The organism is Pseudomonas sp. TS_SC_3, from assembly GCF_056156225.1.
Genome location: NZ_CM149586.1, coordinates 2902086 through 2916840 on the forward strand (window position 1 = coordinate 2902086; position 14755 = coordinate 2916840).

General features: G+C 61.0%; 12 protein-coding genes. All 12 read left to right on the forward strand.

The annotated features are described in order from the left end of the window. The first annotated feature begins 15 nt into the window (after positions 1-15). The 12 genes from aroQ to urtA all read left to right on the forward strand — a co-directional run bounded on the left by aroQ (position 16) and on the right by urtA (position 14589). Positions 16-465, forward strand: coding sequence for a type II 3-dehydroquinate dehydratase (gene aroQ, locus AC0J6G_RS13865; protein WP_090240152.1), 450 nt, complete (start codon positions 16-18; stop codon positions 463-465). A gap of 22 nt (positions 466-487) precedes the next feature. Further along, complete coding sequence (gene accB, locus AC0J6G_RS13870) at positions 488-946, forward strand: acetyl-CoA carboxylase biotin carboxyl carrier protein (protein ID WP_475248621.1); 459 nt, start codon at positions 488-490, stop codon at positions 944-946. Positions 947-963: 17 nt separating this feature from the next. After that, positions 964-2313, forward strand: a complete 1350-nt coding sequence (gene accC / locus AC0J6G_RS13875) for an acetyl-CoA carboxylase biotin carboxylase subunit (RefSeq protein WP_475248623.1) — start codon at positions 964-966, stop codon at positions 2311-2313. Positions 2314-2457: 144 nt separating this feature from the next. Continuing rightward, complete coding sequence (gene prmA / locus AC0J6G_RS13880) at positions 2458-3336, forward strand: 50S ribosomal protein L11 methyltransferase (RefSeq protein WP_475248625.1); 879 nt, start codon at positions 2458-2460, stop codon at positions 3334-3336. 76 nt (positions 3337-3412) lie between these two features. Next, positions 3413-4732, forward strand: a complete 1320-nt coding sequence (locus tag AC0J6G_RS13885; RefSeq protein ID WP_475248627.1) for a DUF3426 domain-containing protein — start codon at positions 3413-3415, stop codon at positions 4730-4732. 180 nt (positions 4733-4912) lie between these two features. After that, a complete protein-coding gene (gene dusB / locus AC0J6G_RS13890; RefSeq protein ID WP_475248629.1) occupies positions 4913-5911 on the forward strand; it encodes a tRNA dihydrouridine synthase DusB in 999 nt (332 codons plus the stop codon). Next, a complete protein-coding gene (gene fis, locus AC0J6G_RS13895) occupies positions 5908-6228 on the forward strand; it encodes a DNA-binding transcriptional regulator Fis (RefSeq protein WP_475248631.1) in 321 nt (106 codons plus the stop codon). Before dusB ends, fis begins: the two co-directional genes overlap by 4 nt. A 74-nt stretch (positions 6229-6302) precedes the next feature. Continuing rightward, complete coding sequence (gene purH, locus AC0J6G_RS13900; protein ID WP_475248632.1) at positions 6303-7907, forward strand: bifunctional phosphoribosylaminoimidazolecarboxamide formyltransferase/IMP cyclohydrolase; 1605 nt, start codon at positions 6303-6305, stop codon at positions 7905-7907. Between the two features lie 199 nt (positions 7908-8106). Beyond that, positions 8107-9396, forward strand: a complete 1290-nt coding sequence (purD, locus tag AC0J6G_RS13905; protein WP_475248634.1) for a phosphoribosylamine--glycine ligase — start codon at positions 8107-8109, stop codon at positions 9394-9396. A 113-nt stretch (positions 9397-9509) separates the two neighbouring features. Further along, a complete protein-coding gene (locus AC0J6G_RS13910; protein WP_475248636.1) occupies positions 9510-12284 on the forward strand; it encodes a hybrid sensor histidine kinase/response regulator in 2775 nt (924 codons plus the stop codon). 72 nt (positions 12285-12356) lie between these two features. Continuing rightward, on the forward strand, positions 12357-12953 hold the full coding sequence (locus AC0J6G_RS13915; protein WP_475248638.1) for a MarC family protein: 597 nt from the start codon (positions 12357-12359) through the stop codon (positions 12951-12953). A 370-nt stretch (positions 12954-13323) separates the two neighbouring features. Beyond that, the gene (gene urtA, locus AC0J6G_RS13920) at positions 13324-14589 is read left to right on the forward strand and encodes an urea ABC transporter substrate-binding protein (protein WP_475248640.1); all 1266 of its coding nucleotides are present in this window, start codon (positions 13324-13326) and stop codon (positions 14587-14589) included. The last annotated feature ends 166 nt before the right edge of the window (positions 14590-14755 follow it).

The window sequence follows — 14755 nt, forward strand, 5'->3', positions numbered from 1 at the left end:
AAGGATAAAAGGATCATGGCAACCTTATTGGTATTGCACGGCCCTAACCTCAACTTGCTCGGCACCCGCGAGCCAGGGGTTTATGGCGCCGTGACCCTGGAGCAGATCAACCTCGACCTGGAGCGCCGCGCCCGCGAGGCCGGCCACCACTTGCTGTACCTGCAAAGCAATGCCGAGTACGAATTAATTGAGCGCATTCACGCCGCACAGGGCGAAGGCGTCGACTTTATTTTGATCAATCCGGCCGCTTTTACTCACACCAGTGTCGCATTACGTGACGCATTGCTGGCAGTGAGCATCCCATTCATCGAAGTGCACCTGTCCAACGTGCACAAACGCGAAGCTTTCCGCCATCACTCCTACTTTTCAGATGTCGCTGTAGGGGTGATCTGCGGCCTTGGCGCCAGTGGTTATCGACTGGCCCTGGAGGCTGCACTCGAACAACTTGAACTTAAGCGCCCCTGACCTCACCGGGAGTTGAACCACTATGGATATTCGTAAAGTCAAAAAACTGATCGAGCTGCTGGAAGAATCTGGCATCGACGAGCTGGAGATTCGCGAAGGCGAAGAATCCGTGCGCATCAGCCGCCACAGCAAGCAGCCGGCCTTTATGCAACAGCCGATGTACGCCCCAGCGCCTGCACCAGCCGCTCCGGCTGCAGCCGCACCGGTTGCTGCCGAAGCCGCTGCGCCGGCTGCTGCCAAGCTGAACGGCACGGTCGTGCGCTCGCCAATGGTTGGCACCTTCTACCGCGCCTCCGGCCCAACCTCGGCGAACTTCGTTGAAGTCGGCCAGAGCGTGAAGAAAGGCGACATTCTGTGCATCGTTGAAGCGATGAAAATGATGAACCACATCGAGGCCGAAACCAGCGGCGTAATCGAATCCATCCTGGGCGAGAACGGTCAGCCGGTGGAATACGACCAGCCTCTGTTCACCATCGTTTGATCAACGGAGAGCCTGCGATGTTGGAAAAAGTTCTGATCGCCAACCGCGGCGAGATCGCCCTGCGCATCTTGCGCGCCTGTAAAGAGCTGGGCATCAAGACCGTCGCGGTGCATTCCACCGCTGACCGCGAACTGATGCACCTGGGCCTGGCCGATGAGTCGGTGTGCATTGGCCCCGCCTCTGGCGCGCTGTCTTACCTGCAGATTCCGGCGATTATCGCCGCTGCCGAGGTCACTGGCGCAACGGCCATTCACCCTGGCTACGGCTTCCTCGCGGAAAACGCCGACTTCGCCGAACAGGTGGAAAAATCCGGCTTTGCCTTCGTCGGCCCAACCGCTGAAACCATCCGCCTGATGGGCGACAAGGTTTCTGCCAAGGACGCCATGAAGCGTGCCGGCGTGCCGGTCGTGCCTGGCTCCGACGGCCCGCTGCCGGAAGACGAAGAAACCGCCCTGCAGATTGCCCGCGAAGTCGGCTACCCGGTGATCATCAAAGCCGCTGGAGGCGGCGGTGGCCGCGGCATGCGCGTGGTCTACCAGGAAGAAGACCTGATCAAGTCAGCCAAGCTGACCCGCAGCGAAGCCGGTTCGGTGTTCGGCAACCCGATGGTCTACCTGGAAAAATTCCTTGGCAACCCACGCCATGTGGAAGTTCAGGTGCTGTCTGACGGCCAGGGCAACGCCATCCACCTGGGCGACCGCGACTGCTCGCTGCAGCGCCGTCACCAGAAGGTACTGGAGGAAGCGCCGGCACCGGGCATCGATGAAAAAGCGCGCGCCGAAGTGCTGCAACGCTGCGTCGACGCCTGCATCGAGATCGGCTACCGCGGCGCCGGCACCTTCGAGTTCCTCTACGAAGATGGGCATTTCTACTTTATTGAGATGAACACCCGCGTACAGGTTGAGCATCCGGTATCAGAGATGGTCACCGGCATCGACATCGTCAAGGAGATGCTCAGCATCGCCGCTGGCAACAAACTGTCGTTCAAGCAGAGTGACGTGGTAATTCGCGGCCACTCGCTGGAATGCCGCATCAACGCTGAAGACCCGGACAACTTCATGCCCTGCCCCGGCAAGGTTAAGCACTTCCATGCCCCGGGCGGCAACGGCGTGCGGGTCGATTCGCACCTGTACAGCGGCTACACCGTACCGCCGCACTACGACTCGCTGATCGGCAAAATCATCACCTATGGCGCCACCCGTGACGAGGCCCTGGCCCGCATGCGCAACGCCCTGGATGAGATCGTCGTCGACGGCATCAAAACCAACGTGCCGCTGCACCGCATGCTGGTTCGCGACAAAGGCTTCTGCAAAGGCGGCGTGAATATCCACTACCTGGAAAAGAAACTGGGTATGGATAAGCACTAAGCTTCGGCGTAGCGCATAGACAAGGGCTGCCATTAGGCGGCCCTTGTCGTTTCCGATCCACCGGCGGTGGCAGCCACACCATCGCTTCAAGTAAGCTGCGCGCCACTTTGCGCCATCACGCCACAACGTTCACGAGGTTTCCCCATGCCCTGGTTACAAGTCCGTCTCGCCATCACCCCAGAGCAGGCGGAAATCTACGAAGACGCCCTGCTGGAAGTCGGCGCCGTCTCGGTGACCTTTATGGACGCCGAAGACCAACCTATTTTCGAACCCGACCTGGGTACCACGCCATTGTGGTCGCACACGCATCTGCTCGCCCTGTTTGAAGCCGATACGGACGCCAGCGCGGTATTCGCCCACCTGCAACTGCTGACCGGCGCCGACTTGCCGGAGCATCACGCCGAAGTGATTGCCGACCAGGACTGGGAGCGCAGCTGGATGGATGGTTTCCAGCCGATGCGTTTCGGCCAGCGCCTGTGGATCGTGCCGAGCTGGCACGCCGCCCCCGAACCAGATGCCGTCAACCTGCTGCTGGATCCAGGCCTGGCCTTCGGCACCGGTACTCACCCGACCACCGCACTGTGTTTGGAATGGCTGGATGGCCAGCCCCTGCAGGATTGCAGCGTGATCGACTTCGGCTGCGGCTCGGGCATTCTGGCAATTGCCGCACTGCTGTTGGGCGCGCCGCAGGCCGTCGGCACGGATATCGACATACAAGCCATCGAAGCCTCGCGCGATAACGCCGGGCGCAACGGCATCGCCCCCGCGCGCTTCCCGCTCTACCTGCCAGAAGACATGCCCCAGGAGCCGGCCGACGTGGTGGTGGCCAATATTCTCGCCGGCCCACTGGTGGCGCTGGCCCCGCAGATCACCCGTCTGGTGAAAGCGGGCGGGCGCCTGGCGCTGTCGGGCATCCTCGCCGAACAGGCCGAAGAGGTGCGCGCGGCCTACAACGACGCCTTTATCCTCGACCCGACCGCCGATAAAGACGGCTGGGTGCGCATCAGTGGCGTACGCCGCTAACCGCACCAGCGCCCCGCGCTGCTGTATTAGTAAACAGTTGCGTTAGACTAGCCGCCTTGTTTAGCCGGATTGCCGCATGACCCAGAGCTTCGTCACCCAGTGCCCTCATTGCCGCACCAGCTTCCGCGTGAACCTCGCGCAGCTGAGTGCCGCCCATGGGGCTGTGCGCTGCGGAGCCTGCCTGCATGTGTTCAACGCCGCGCAACAGCTGCGCGAACAGGGCCAGTTGCACGCCAGCCCAACAGCGCCCGTCGCCATAGCCGCCGCGGAAGCACTGCCGGCCCCAGCGTCCGCGCCATCCGCACCACAGCCTGCAGTGCCCAGTGCAGCTGCGCATGCAGCAGCCAGCCACAACGCAACCGACACCCTGTGGATTCATGACGACCTCAACCTCGATGACCTCGATCTCGATGAAGAGTTGGCTAAGCTCGAAGCCCAGGAACAGCAACTGTCCAAGCAGTTTTTGGCGATAGACAGCGCACCTAAATATGCCGAAAGTTTTCTGACCCCAGAACCCGTTGAGCATGACCCGCACGATGAGCGTTGGGCCGAAGCCCTGCTGCACGATGAACTGAGCAAGCCGACCGCCAGCTTGAGCGCCAAACCTGCGCCGCTGATGCAGGGTGTAGCTGTGACACCGCCATCAACACCCGTGCCAGCAGCGCTCAGCGAGCCCGATGATGAGCCGACATTCACCCTCGCGCCCCTAGACCGTCGACACCCGACACCTGAAACCGAACACATTGAACTGAACCCCGAGCGCAAGCCGTTTGCAGCGTTGCGCGATCACGACGATCAAGACGACGCGCCCGCGCCTAGGAAAGCTGCGCGCAACGAGCCCGAACTGCGTGACGAGCACCTGTTTGAGCTGGACGACGAACCCTTACAACTGGACTGGCAGCCGCCCAAGAAACCCTGGGGCCGCTGGATCGGCTGGGGGCTGCTGAATCTGCTCGGCGCCAGCGCCCTGGCCGGGCAATACGTGATGTATAACTTCGACGAACTGGCGCGTCAGGACCACTACCGCCCGTGGTTCGAGCAACTATGCCCAGCCATCGGCTGCCAGCTGCCGTCCAAGGTCGATATCAGCCAAATCAAAAGCAGCAATCTGGTGGTGCGCAGCCACCCTGAGTTCAGCGGCGCACTGGTGGTCGACGCCATCCTCTACAACCGCGCAGCGTTCTCACAGCCTTTCCCGCTGCTGGAAATGCGCTTTGCCGACATCAACGGCCAGCTGCTCGCCAGCCGCCGTTTCAAACCCAGCGAATACCTGGCCGGCGAGCTGGCCGGTAACGCGGAAATGCCGCCGCAAACGCCGATCCACATCTCCCTGGACATCCTTGACCCCGGTAACCGGGCGGTGAACTACAGCCTGAGCTTCCACTCGCCGGAATAGCCTCCATGCAGCGGGTTACGTGAAAATCCGCTGCAACCAAACCCTTCGCGATAAGCCCACAGCTGTTCAGATTTTGTTCAAATCGGCCTTTCTCCGGTCACCCAGAGCGGGTATCATGCCCACCCTTTTTCGTACTCTCCTATCGTGTTCAGCAGCTGGTCTCTTGAGCAGGGAAGCCCTATGTCGGCGCTATGCATCGGCCCTTACACATTGCCAAACTCGCTGATCCTCGCCCCGATGGCGGGCGTCACCGATCAGCCGTTTCGTCAGCTGTGTAAGCGTATGGGAGCGGGGTTGGTGGTCTCGGAAATGGTCACCAGTGATATGAGCCTGTGGCATACCCGCAAGTCCAGCCTGCGCATGATGCACAGCGGCGATCCCGAGCCACGCTCGGTACAGATCGCCGGTGGTGACGCGCAGATGCTGGCAGAAGCGGCCCGCAAGAACGTCGAACTGGGCGCGCAGATCATCGACATCAACATGGGCTGCCCGGCCAAAAAGGTTTGCAACAAGGCCGCCGGCTCCGCCCTGCTGAAAGACGAAGCGTTGGTGCGCGAAATTCTGCAGGCCGTGGTGGCGGCAGTGGATGTACCGGTAACACTGAAGATTCGCACCGGCTGGGACCGACAGAACAAAAACGGCACCACCGTGGCCAAGATCGCCGAAGACGCCGGCATTGTCGCGCTGGCAGTACACGGTCGTACCCGCGCTGACCTGTACATGGGTGAAGCCGAATACGAGACCATTGCCGCGATCAAACAGGCGGTGTCGATTCCGGTGCTGGCCAATGGCGATATTGATTCACCGCAAAAGGCTAAGCGGGTGCTAGACGCCACGGGAGCCGACGGTCTGCTGATCGGCCGTGCCGCTCAAGGGCGGCCGTGGATATTCCGCGAGATTGAGCACTACCTGAGAACCGGCGAACAGCTCCCGGCGCCCAGCTTGTGTGAGGTCGAGCGCATTCTGCTTGAACACCTGGCCGCCCTCCACGCCTTCTATGGCGATGTGATGGGTGTACGCATTGCCCGCAAGCATGTCAGCTGGTATCTCGCAACCTTGCCGGGCGCCAAGGAGTTTCGCGCCCACTTCAATCGTCTGGACAGTAAGGACGCGCAGTGCGCCAACGTTCGCGAGTTTTTCAGCGAGCGGTATAAAAATGGAGAAGGGGTGGCCGCATGACGATGTTGACTGAGACTTTAGAAAGTGGAATGGCTCCCGTGAGTGAAAACAGCAGTTTGAAACAACATCTCAATACGCCGAGTGAAGAGGGGCAAACCCTGCGCGGCAGCGTTGAGAAAGCACTGCACAATTACTTTGCCCACCTTGAAGGTGCAGACGTCAGCGACGTCTACAACCTGGTGCTCACTGAAGTTGAAGCGCCGCTGCTGGAAACCGTGATGAATTACGTCAAGGGCAACCAGACCAAGGCCTCCGAGCTGCTCGGCCTGAATCGCGGCACCCTGCGCAAGAAGCTCAAGCAATACGACTTGCTGTAACCCCGAACTCCCGAAAAGGGCGGCCCACACAAGCCGCCCTTTTTGCTGAAACCTCCGCTCTGATGGATTCTGAAATGACCGACCAGACCACCCGCCTCCCCGTTCGCCGTGCCTTGATCAGTGTTTCCGACAAGACCGGCATCCTTGAGTTTGCCCGTGAGCTCGTCGCCCTTAATGTGGAAATTCTCTCCACCGGTGGCACCTACAAACTGCTCAAAGACAACGGCATCGCCGCCGTGGAAGTCGCCGACTACACCGGCTTCCCGGAAATGATGGACGGTCGCGTCAAGACCCTGCACCCGAAGATCCACGGCGGCATCCTCGGCCGTCGCGCCCTTGACGGCGCGGTAATGGACGAGCACGGCATCAAGCCAATCGACCTGGTCGCGGTCAACCTCTACCCCTTCGCCGCCACCGTGGCCAAGCCGGGCTGTGACCTGGCCGACGCCATCGAGAACATCGACATCGGCGGCCCAACCATGGTCCGCTCTGCGGCGAAAAACCACAAAGACGTGGCCATTGTGGTCAACGCTGGCGACTACGCTGGCATCGTTGAGTCGCTCAAAGCCGGCGGCCTGAGCTATGCCCAGCGCTTCGACCTGGCGCTAAAAGCCTTCGAACACACCGCGGCCTACGACGGCATGATCGCCAACTACTTGGGCACCATCGACCAAAGCCGCGACAGCCTGTCGACTGTTGAGCGCAACCTGTTCCCGCGCACCTTCAATACCCAGTTCATCAAGGCGCAGGACATGCGCTACGGCGAGAACCCGCACCAGAAAGCGGCGTTCTACGTTGAGCATGCCGACGAAGCCTGTGTGGCGACCGCAGTACAACTGCAGGGCAAAGAGTTATCGTTCAACAACGTGGCTGACACCGACGCCGCGCTGGAATGCGTGAAGAGCTTTGTTAAGCCGGCCTGCGTGATCGTCAAGCACGCCAACCCGTGCGGCGTGGCCGTGGCCCTGGACAGCGAAGGCGGCATCCGCCAGGCCTATGAACTGGCCTACGCCACTGACACTGAATCCGCGTTCGGCGGCATCATCGCCTTTAACCGCGAACTGGACGGCGCCACCGCCCAGGCTATCGTCGAGCGTCAGTTTGTCGAAGTGATCATCGCGCCGAAAATCAGCGCCGAGGCCCGCGCCGTCGTGGCCGCCAAGGCCAACGTGCGCCTGATGGAATGCGGCGAATGGCCGGCCGAGCGCAGCGCTGGCTGGGACTTCAAACGCGTCAACGGTGGCCTGCTGGTGCAGAGCCGCGACATCGGCATGATCAAGGCCGAAGACCTGAAGATCGTCACTAAACGTGCGCCGAGCGAGCAGGAAATCCATGACCTGATCTTCGCCTGGAAAGTAGCCAAGTTCGTTAAATCCAACGCCATCGTCTACGCCAAGAACCGCCAGACCATCGGTGTCGGTGCCGGCCAAATGAGCCGCGTGAACTCCGCGCGCATCGCCGCAATCAAGGCTGAACATGCCGGCCTGCAGGTCGCCGGTTCGGTCATGGCCAGCGACGCCTTCTTCCCGTTCCGCGACGGCCTGGACAACGCCGCTGCCAATGGCATCACTGCCGTTATTCAGCCGGGCGGCTCGATGCGTGATGCGGAAGTAATCGCCGCCGCCGACGAAGCCGGGATTGCCATGGTGTTCACCGGCATGCGTCACTTTAGGCACTAAAATCGGCCGCACTCGGACAGGCATCTGCGGCGTTGTCTGGCCCTCCCCCCATGCTCATTGCCAGAAGGCAACTCCGCTGGGTAAAGGGCCCGACGCCTTGCATCTACCAGCCCGATCGCGACCTCGAAATTTGTAGGGTGGATAACGCTTTGCTTATCCACCGAACGGGCTCAACGCCCGCCTCCACTAGGAGAGCAACATGAACGTATTGATCATCGGCAGCGGCGGTCGTGAACACGCCCTGGCCTGGAAAGTCGCGCAGGACAAGCGCGTCACTAAAGTGTTCGTCGCCCCCGGCAACGCCGGCACGGCCACTGAAGCCAAGTGCGAGAACGTCGCCATCGACGTGCTGGATATCGAAGCCTTGGCTGACTTTGCCGAGCAGAACGTACAACTGACCATCGTCGGCCCGGAAGCGCCGCTGGTTAAAGGTGTGGTCGATCTGTTCCGCACTCGCAAGCTGGACATCTTCGGCCCCACCGCCGCCGCCGCGCAGCTGGAAGGCTCCAAGGCGTTCACCAAAGACTTCCTCGCCCGCCACGCCATTCCTACCGCCGACTACCAGAACTTCACCGAGGTCGAGCCGGCGCTGGCTTACCTGCAACAGGTCGGCGCGCCAATCGTGATCAAGGCCGATGGCCTGGCTGCCGGTAAAGGCGTGATTGTCGCCATGACCCTGAGCGAGGCTGAAGACGCCGTGCGCGACATGCTCGCCGGCAATGCCTTTGGCGAAGCCGGTTCACGCGTAGTGATCGAGGAGTTCCTCGACGGTGAAGAAGCCTCGTTTATCGTGATGGTCGACGGCGAGAACGTCCTGCCAATGGCCACCAGCCAGGACCACAAACGTGTTGGCGACGCCGATACCGGCCCCAACACCGGCGGCATGGGCGCTTACTCGCCCGCCCCCGTGGTCACCGCCGAGGTGCACCAGCGGGTGATGGACGAAGTCATCTACCCAACCGTGCGCGGCATGGCGGCTGAAGGCAACGTCTACACCGGCTTCCTCTATGCCGGGCTGATGATCGACAAGGCCGGCAAGCCGAAGGTTATCGAGTTCAATTGCCGCTTCGGCGACCCGGAAACCCAGCCAATCATGTGCCGCCTGGAGTCTTCGCTGGTGCTGCTGGTCGAAGCTGCACTGGCCAAGGCGCTGGATAAAGTCGAAGCCACCTGGGACCCGCGTCCAACGGTAGGCGTGGTGATCGCCGCTGGCGGCTACCCGGCCGATTACGCCAAGGGCGATGTGATCGAAGGCCTGGATGCTGCCGCGCAACTGGAAGGTAAAGTCTTCCATGCCGGCACCGCGCTGAAAGACGGCCAGATCGTTACCGCCGGTGGCCGCGTACTCTGCGCCACCGCTATCGGTCGCACCGTTGAGGAAGCCCAGCAGCAGGCTTATCGCCTGGCCGAGAAAATCCGCTGGAACGGCAGCTTCTACCGCAACGACATCGGCTACCGCGCCATTGCCCGCGAACGCGGGGATAAGTGAAGGTAAATAAAGGGTAAAACACGACAAAGGTGGCCATTTGGCCACCTTTGTCATATTTCCCATACGAACAGCTTGGCTATAATCCGACCACTTATTATTGAAGGGACTTCACTGTGCGCCGGCTGAGGATTGCCACCTACCTACTACTCAGCTCGCTGCTGATGACGCTTGCCCTGGCGTCAGTTCAGGCACAGGCATCCTGGTCCAGCCTCAGCGACCCGAGCGCCGCGCTACAGCTCGACGACGTGCGCAGCCCCGAACGCCAAGCGCAGTTCCGCCCCACCCACCTCACTCAGCTTTACATCGCAGGTGGCAGTGGCGCGCTCTGGCTGCACCATCGCCTACCGGCCAATACCGATGCGCAGATGCTGCGTGTATTCGCGCCCTATCTGGCCTACCTCGACCTCTATGTGCTGCAGAACGATGAACTGATCCAGCAGGAACACACCGGTAACAACCTGCCGTTCTCCAGCCGCCCATTGGCCAGTCACGATTTCCTCCTGCCGCTGCCCAACACCGAGCAACCGCTGGATATTTATCTGCGCCTGGCCTCAGAACATGCATTGCGCCCCAGCATCACCCTGCAGAGCGCGCAGAGCATGGCGGCGGATGACAATCGCCCGCTGCTATTCGGCCTATTACTGGGCTGCCTCAGCATGCTGGTGGCCTACAACCTCGTGCGCTACGCCTACACCCGCGCCGCCAGCAGCCTGTGGCTGGCGGCGATGCAAGTCTGCCAAGTGGTCACGGTGCTCAGCCTGCTGGGCATCAGCACGCCGTGGTTGAACGAGTGGCAAGAGCTACAGCCGCAAATCGCCAACTTGTCGATGCTGCTAGCGGCGTTCTGTGCTCTGTGTTTTACCGCCAGCTTCTTTCATAAAGCCGGGCCAAACACCCCGCTGAACTACCTGCTCATCGGCGAAGTGGTGGTCATCGGCATCGCCTGCGTGGCCCTGCTGGTGGCCACCAACTTGCAGTTCAACCAGTTGGTCTACCTACTCAATGCGGTTGCTGGGCTGAGCATTTTACTGGTCTCGCTCAACCGCTGGCACCATGGCTATCGGCCCGCGCGCCTGTTCAGCCTGGGCGCGCTGGTGTTTTGCATCGCCTTTCTCGGTGTGCTGCCGGTGTTCTTCGGTTACTGGTCAGTGCAAAGCGAATGGATCGCCTACAGCTTGCTCGCCGTAACCGTCGTCAGCGGTTTTATCCTCAGCATGGCCATGAGCGAACGGCAACGACGCATCCTGCATGACCACTTCAGCACCAGCCGCGCCCTCGCCGCCAGCTCCGCCGAACTAAAAGCCAAAGCCGAGTTCCTGGCCAAAATCAGCCATGAAATTCGCACCCCCATGAATGGCGTACTGGGCATGACCGAGTTGCTGCTGGGCACGCCACTGTCGGCCAAACAGCGTGACTACGTGCAGACCATCCACAGCTCAGGCAACGAGCTGCTCACGCTGATCAACGAAATTCTGGATATTTCCAAGCTGGAATCCGGACAAATCGAGCTGGACGACGTGCAGTTCGACCTCAGCGCGCTGATCGAAGACTGCCTGGATATCTTCCGCGCCAAGGCCGAACAGCAAAAAGTCGAGCTGATCAGCTTTATGCAGCCGCAAGTGCCTCGGGTGATCAGCGGTGACCCCACGCGCCTGCGGCAAACCCTGCTGAGCCTGCTGGACAACGCCTTCAAGCAAACGGATGAAGGCGAAATTCTGCTGGTGGTGGCCCTCGATACCAATGCCGAACAACCGCGCCTGCGCATCGCTGTGCAAGACAGCGGCAAGCCCTTGGACGCCAGCGAACGCGATGCCCTGCTCAACGCCGAATTGCACAGCAAGGACTTCCTCGCCGCCACCAAACTGGGCGGCCGCCTGGGTTTGATCATCGCCCGCCAGCTGGTGCGCTTGATGGATGGTGAGTTCGGCATTCAGGGCAGCAGCAACCGTGGCTCAACCCTGTGGCTGACCCTGCCGCTGGATGCGACGCGCCTAGAGCAACCCACCGCCGACCTCGACGCCTGCCTGCAAGGCGCCCGCCTGCTGGTGGTAGATGATAACGACACGTGCCGCAAGGTGCTGGTGCAGCAATGCAGCGCCTGGGGCCTGCAGGTCAGCGCGGTGCCCTCGGGCAAAGCCGCCCTGGCCTTGCTGCGCACCAAGGCGCACCTGCGCGAGTTCTTCGATATCGTGCTGCTCGATCAGGACATGCCCGGCATGACCGGCATGCAGTTGGCCGCGCGCATCAAAGAAGACGCCAACATCAACCACGACATTCTGCTGATCATGCTCACCGGCATCAGCAATGCGCCGAGCAAGATCATCGCGCGCAACGCCGGGATCAAACGCATCCTGGCCAAGCCCGTGGCCGGCTACACCCTGAAAACCACCCTGGCCGATGAACTGGCCCAGCGCGGCAAGGGCGACTCGCCGATGTTCAGCCCAGCCCCGGTGAGTGCACCACTTCACGTGCCCAGTGACTTCCGCATTCTGGTGGCCGAGGACAACACCATCTCCACCAAGGTGATTCGCGGCATGCTCGGCAAGCTCAACCTGCAACCCGATACCGCCAGCAACGGCGAAGAAGCGCTGAGCGCGATGAAAGCGCAGCAATACGATCTGGTGCTGATGGACTGCGAAATGCCGGTACTCGACGGTTTCTCGGCCACCGAGCAGCTGCGCACCTGGGAGGCCACCGAGCAGCGCCCACGCACCCCGGTGGTGGCGCTCACCGCGCACATCCTCAACGAACACAAAGAACGTGCGCGCCAAGCGGGCATGGATGGGCACATGTCCAAACCGGTGGAAATGTCGCAACTGCGCGAGCTGATCGAACACTGGGTGGCCGAACGGGAAATCCGCCGCCAGCGTGACGCCCTGCCCTCCTGATCGCGCTGAGCTTGCCCCTCAGCCGCTACGGTCTTACCCTGCCAGCCTTCTTTCTCGAGACGAGTCTTGTCCATGGCGTCCGCGCTGTTCAGCCTGTATTTAAAACTGCTGGTGCTCTATAGCCCCTTCTTTGTGTTGTCGTGCTTTATCGGTTTAAGCCGTGGCTACACGGTCAAGGAGCGCAAGCGCCTGGCCTGGAAAGTGGCGCTCGGCGTGCTCATCGCCAGCGTGCTGCTGTACCTGTTCGGCAAACACATCTTCACCTTATTCGGTATCACCATCGACGCCTTCCGCATAGGCGCCGGCAGCGTGCTGTTTATCTCAGCCCTGGGTATGGCCCAAGGCAAGTCAGCGGTGCAGAGCGATAACGTACAGCAGGACGTGACCATCGTGCCGCTGACGATCCCGCTTACCGTTGGCCCCGGCACCATCGGTGCGCTGCTGCTGATGGGCGCCAGCCAACCGGACTGGGGTGATAAAGCCGTGGCGGTGCTTGGCATCGCCCTGGCGAGTCTGACGGTGGGCGTGGTGCTGTATATGTCCAACCAGTTTGAACGCCTGCTCGGCGATCAGGGCCTGCAAATCGTCAGCCGCTTGATGGGCTTATTCGTCTGCGCCCTGGCCGCGCAGATCATTTTTACCGGGGTAAAAAACTACCTGGTGAGCTGATCCGCCCCTGATCGCCAGCACGCCCCAGTAAGGCACACGACCACGCACCACCCTCTCGCAGCGCACCTGCATGGTGCAGACCAACCAACCCGCCTCACACCGCACCTGGGCTGCACAGCCCAGGTGTGACGTCTACTGCTGCCTGCTCAACGCCTGCACCTGCGCCCTTGCCGCCCTCGGGCTTGGGCATTTGAGAACCTGCGCGAGCTGATTTTGCCCAAAGAGGCACAGCAATTGCTCTAGCCCTGTTGAGGACAGCGCAGCGCTGTCGACGTTTCCGGGCGCAGACCATGCCCCGTTGTTTCACTGCCAAAACCAATAAGCCCAAATCAGCAGTCAACACAGCACCTTTGTGAATGGAGATCGCACCATGCAACGTCGCAATCTGATCAAGGCCTTTACCCTGTACGCTTCCATCGCCGCCATGGGCATGAGCTGGACCCTGCAAGCCGCTGAAACCATCAAGGTGGGCGTGCTGCATTCGCTGTCTGGCACCATGGCCATCTCGGAAACCTCGCTGAAAGACATGGCCTTGATGACCATTGACGAGATCAACGCCAAAGGCGGCGTGCTCGGCAAGCAACTTGAAGCCGTGGTGGTTGACCCGGCGTCCAACTGGCCGCTGTTCGCCGAACGTGGTCGTCAGTTGCTGACCCAGGACAAAGTCGCCGTGACCTTCGGCTGCTGGACCTCGGTGTCGCGCAAATCCGTACTGCCGGTCTATGAAGAACTCAACGGCCTGCTGTTCTACCCCGTGCAGTACGAAGGCGAAGAGATGTCGCCAAACGTCTTCTACACCGGTGCAGCGCCAAACCAGCAAGCCATTCCGGCAGTCGAGTACCTGATGAGCGAAGACGGCGGCGGTGCCAAGCGCTACTTCCTGCTCGGCACCGACTACGTTTACCCGCGCACCACCAACAAGATCCTGCGCGCCTTCCTGATCAGCAAAGGCGTGGCCGATAAAGACATCGAAGAGGTCTACACCCCGTTCGGTCATAGCGATTACCAAACCATTGTCGCCAACATCAAGAAGTTCTCCGCTGGCGGCAAAACCGCAGTGATCTCCACCGTCAACGGTGACTCCAACGTGCCGTTCTACAAAGAACTGGCCAACCAGGGCATCGAAGCCACCGACATCCCGGTTGTAGCCTTCTCGGTCGGTGAAGAAGAACTGCGCGGCATCGACACCAAGCCGCTGGTTGGCCAACTGGCCGCTTGGAACTACTTCCAGTCGGTCGAGAACCCGGTCAACACCAAGTTCGTTGCTGACTGGAAAGCCTACGCCAAGGCCAAGAGCCTGCCAAACGCCGATACCGTGGTCACCAATGACCCGATGGAAGCCACTTACGTAGGCATCCACATGTGGGCGCAGGCCGTTGAAAAAGCCGGCACCACCGATGTCGACAAGGTGCGTGAAGCCATGTACGGGCAGACCTTCGCCGCACCAAGTGGCTTCACCCTGACCATGGATAAAACCAACCACCACCTGCACAAGCCCGTAATGATTGGTGAAGTGCAGGAAGACGGTCAGTTCTCGGTGGTCTGGCAGACAGAAGGGCCGGTCCGTGCACAGCCATGGAGCCCGTACATCGAAGGCAACGACAAGAAGCCGGATTACGCGGTGAAGTCGAACTAAGGCAAAAACCCTCCCCCCTGAATGTGCTGATAGCGCAGCGCGCGTTTACCACCCCTCTCCCGCTGCGGGAGAGGACGTGGGCGACTCGTGAAGGGGGGAAGGTCGCTGTAGCCCGGATGCAATCCGGGAAGACCGCTCCCGGATTGCATCCGGGCTACGCCAAGGA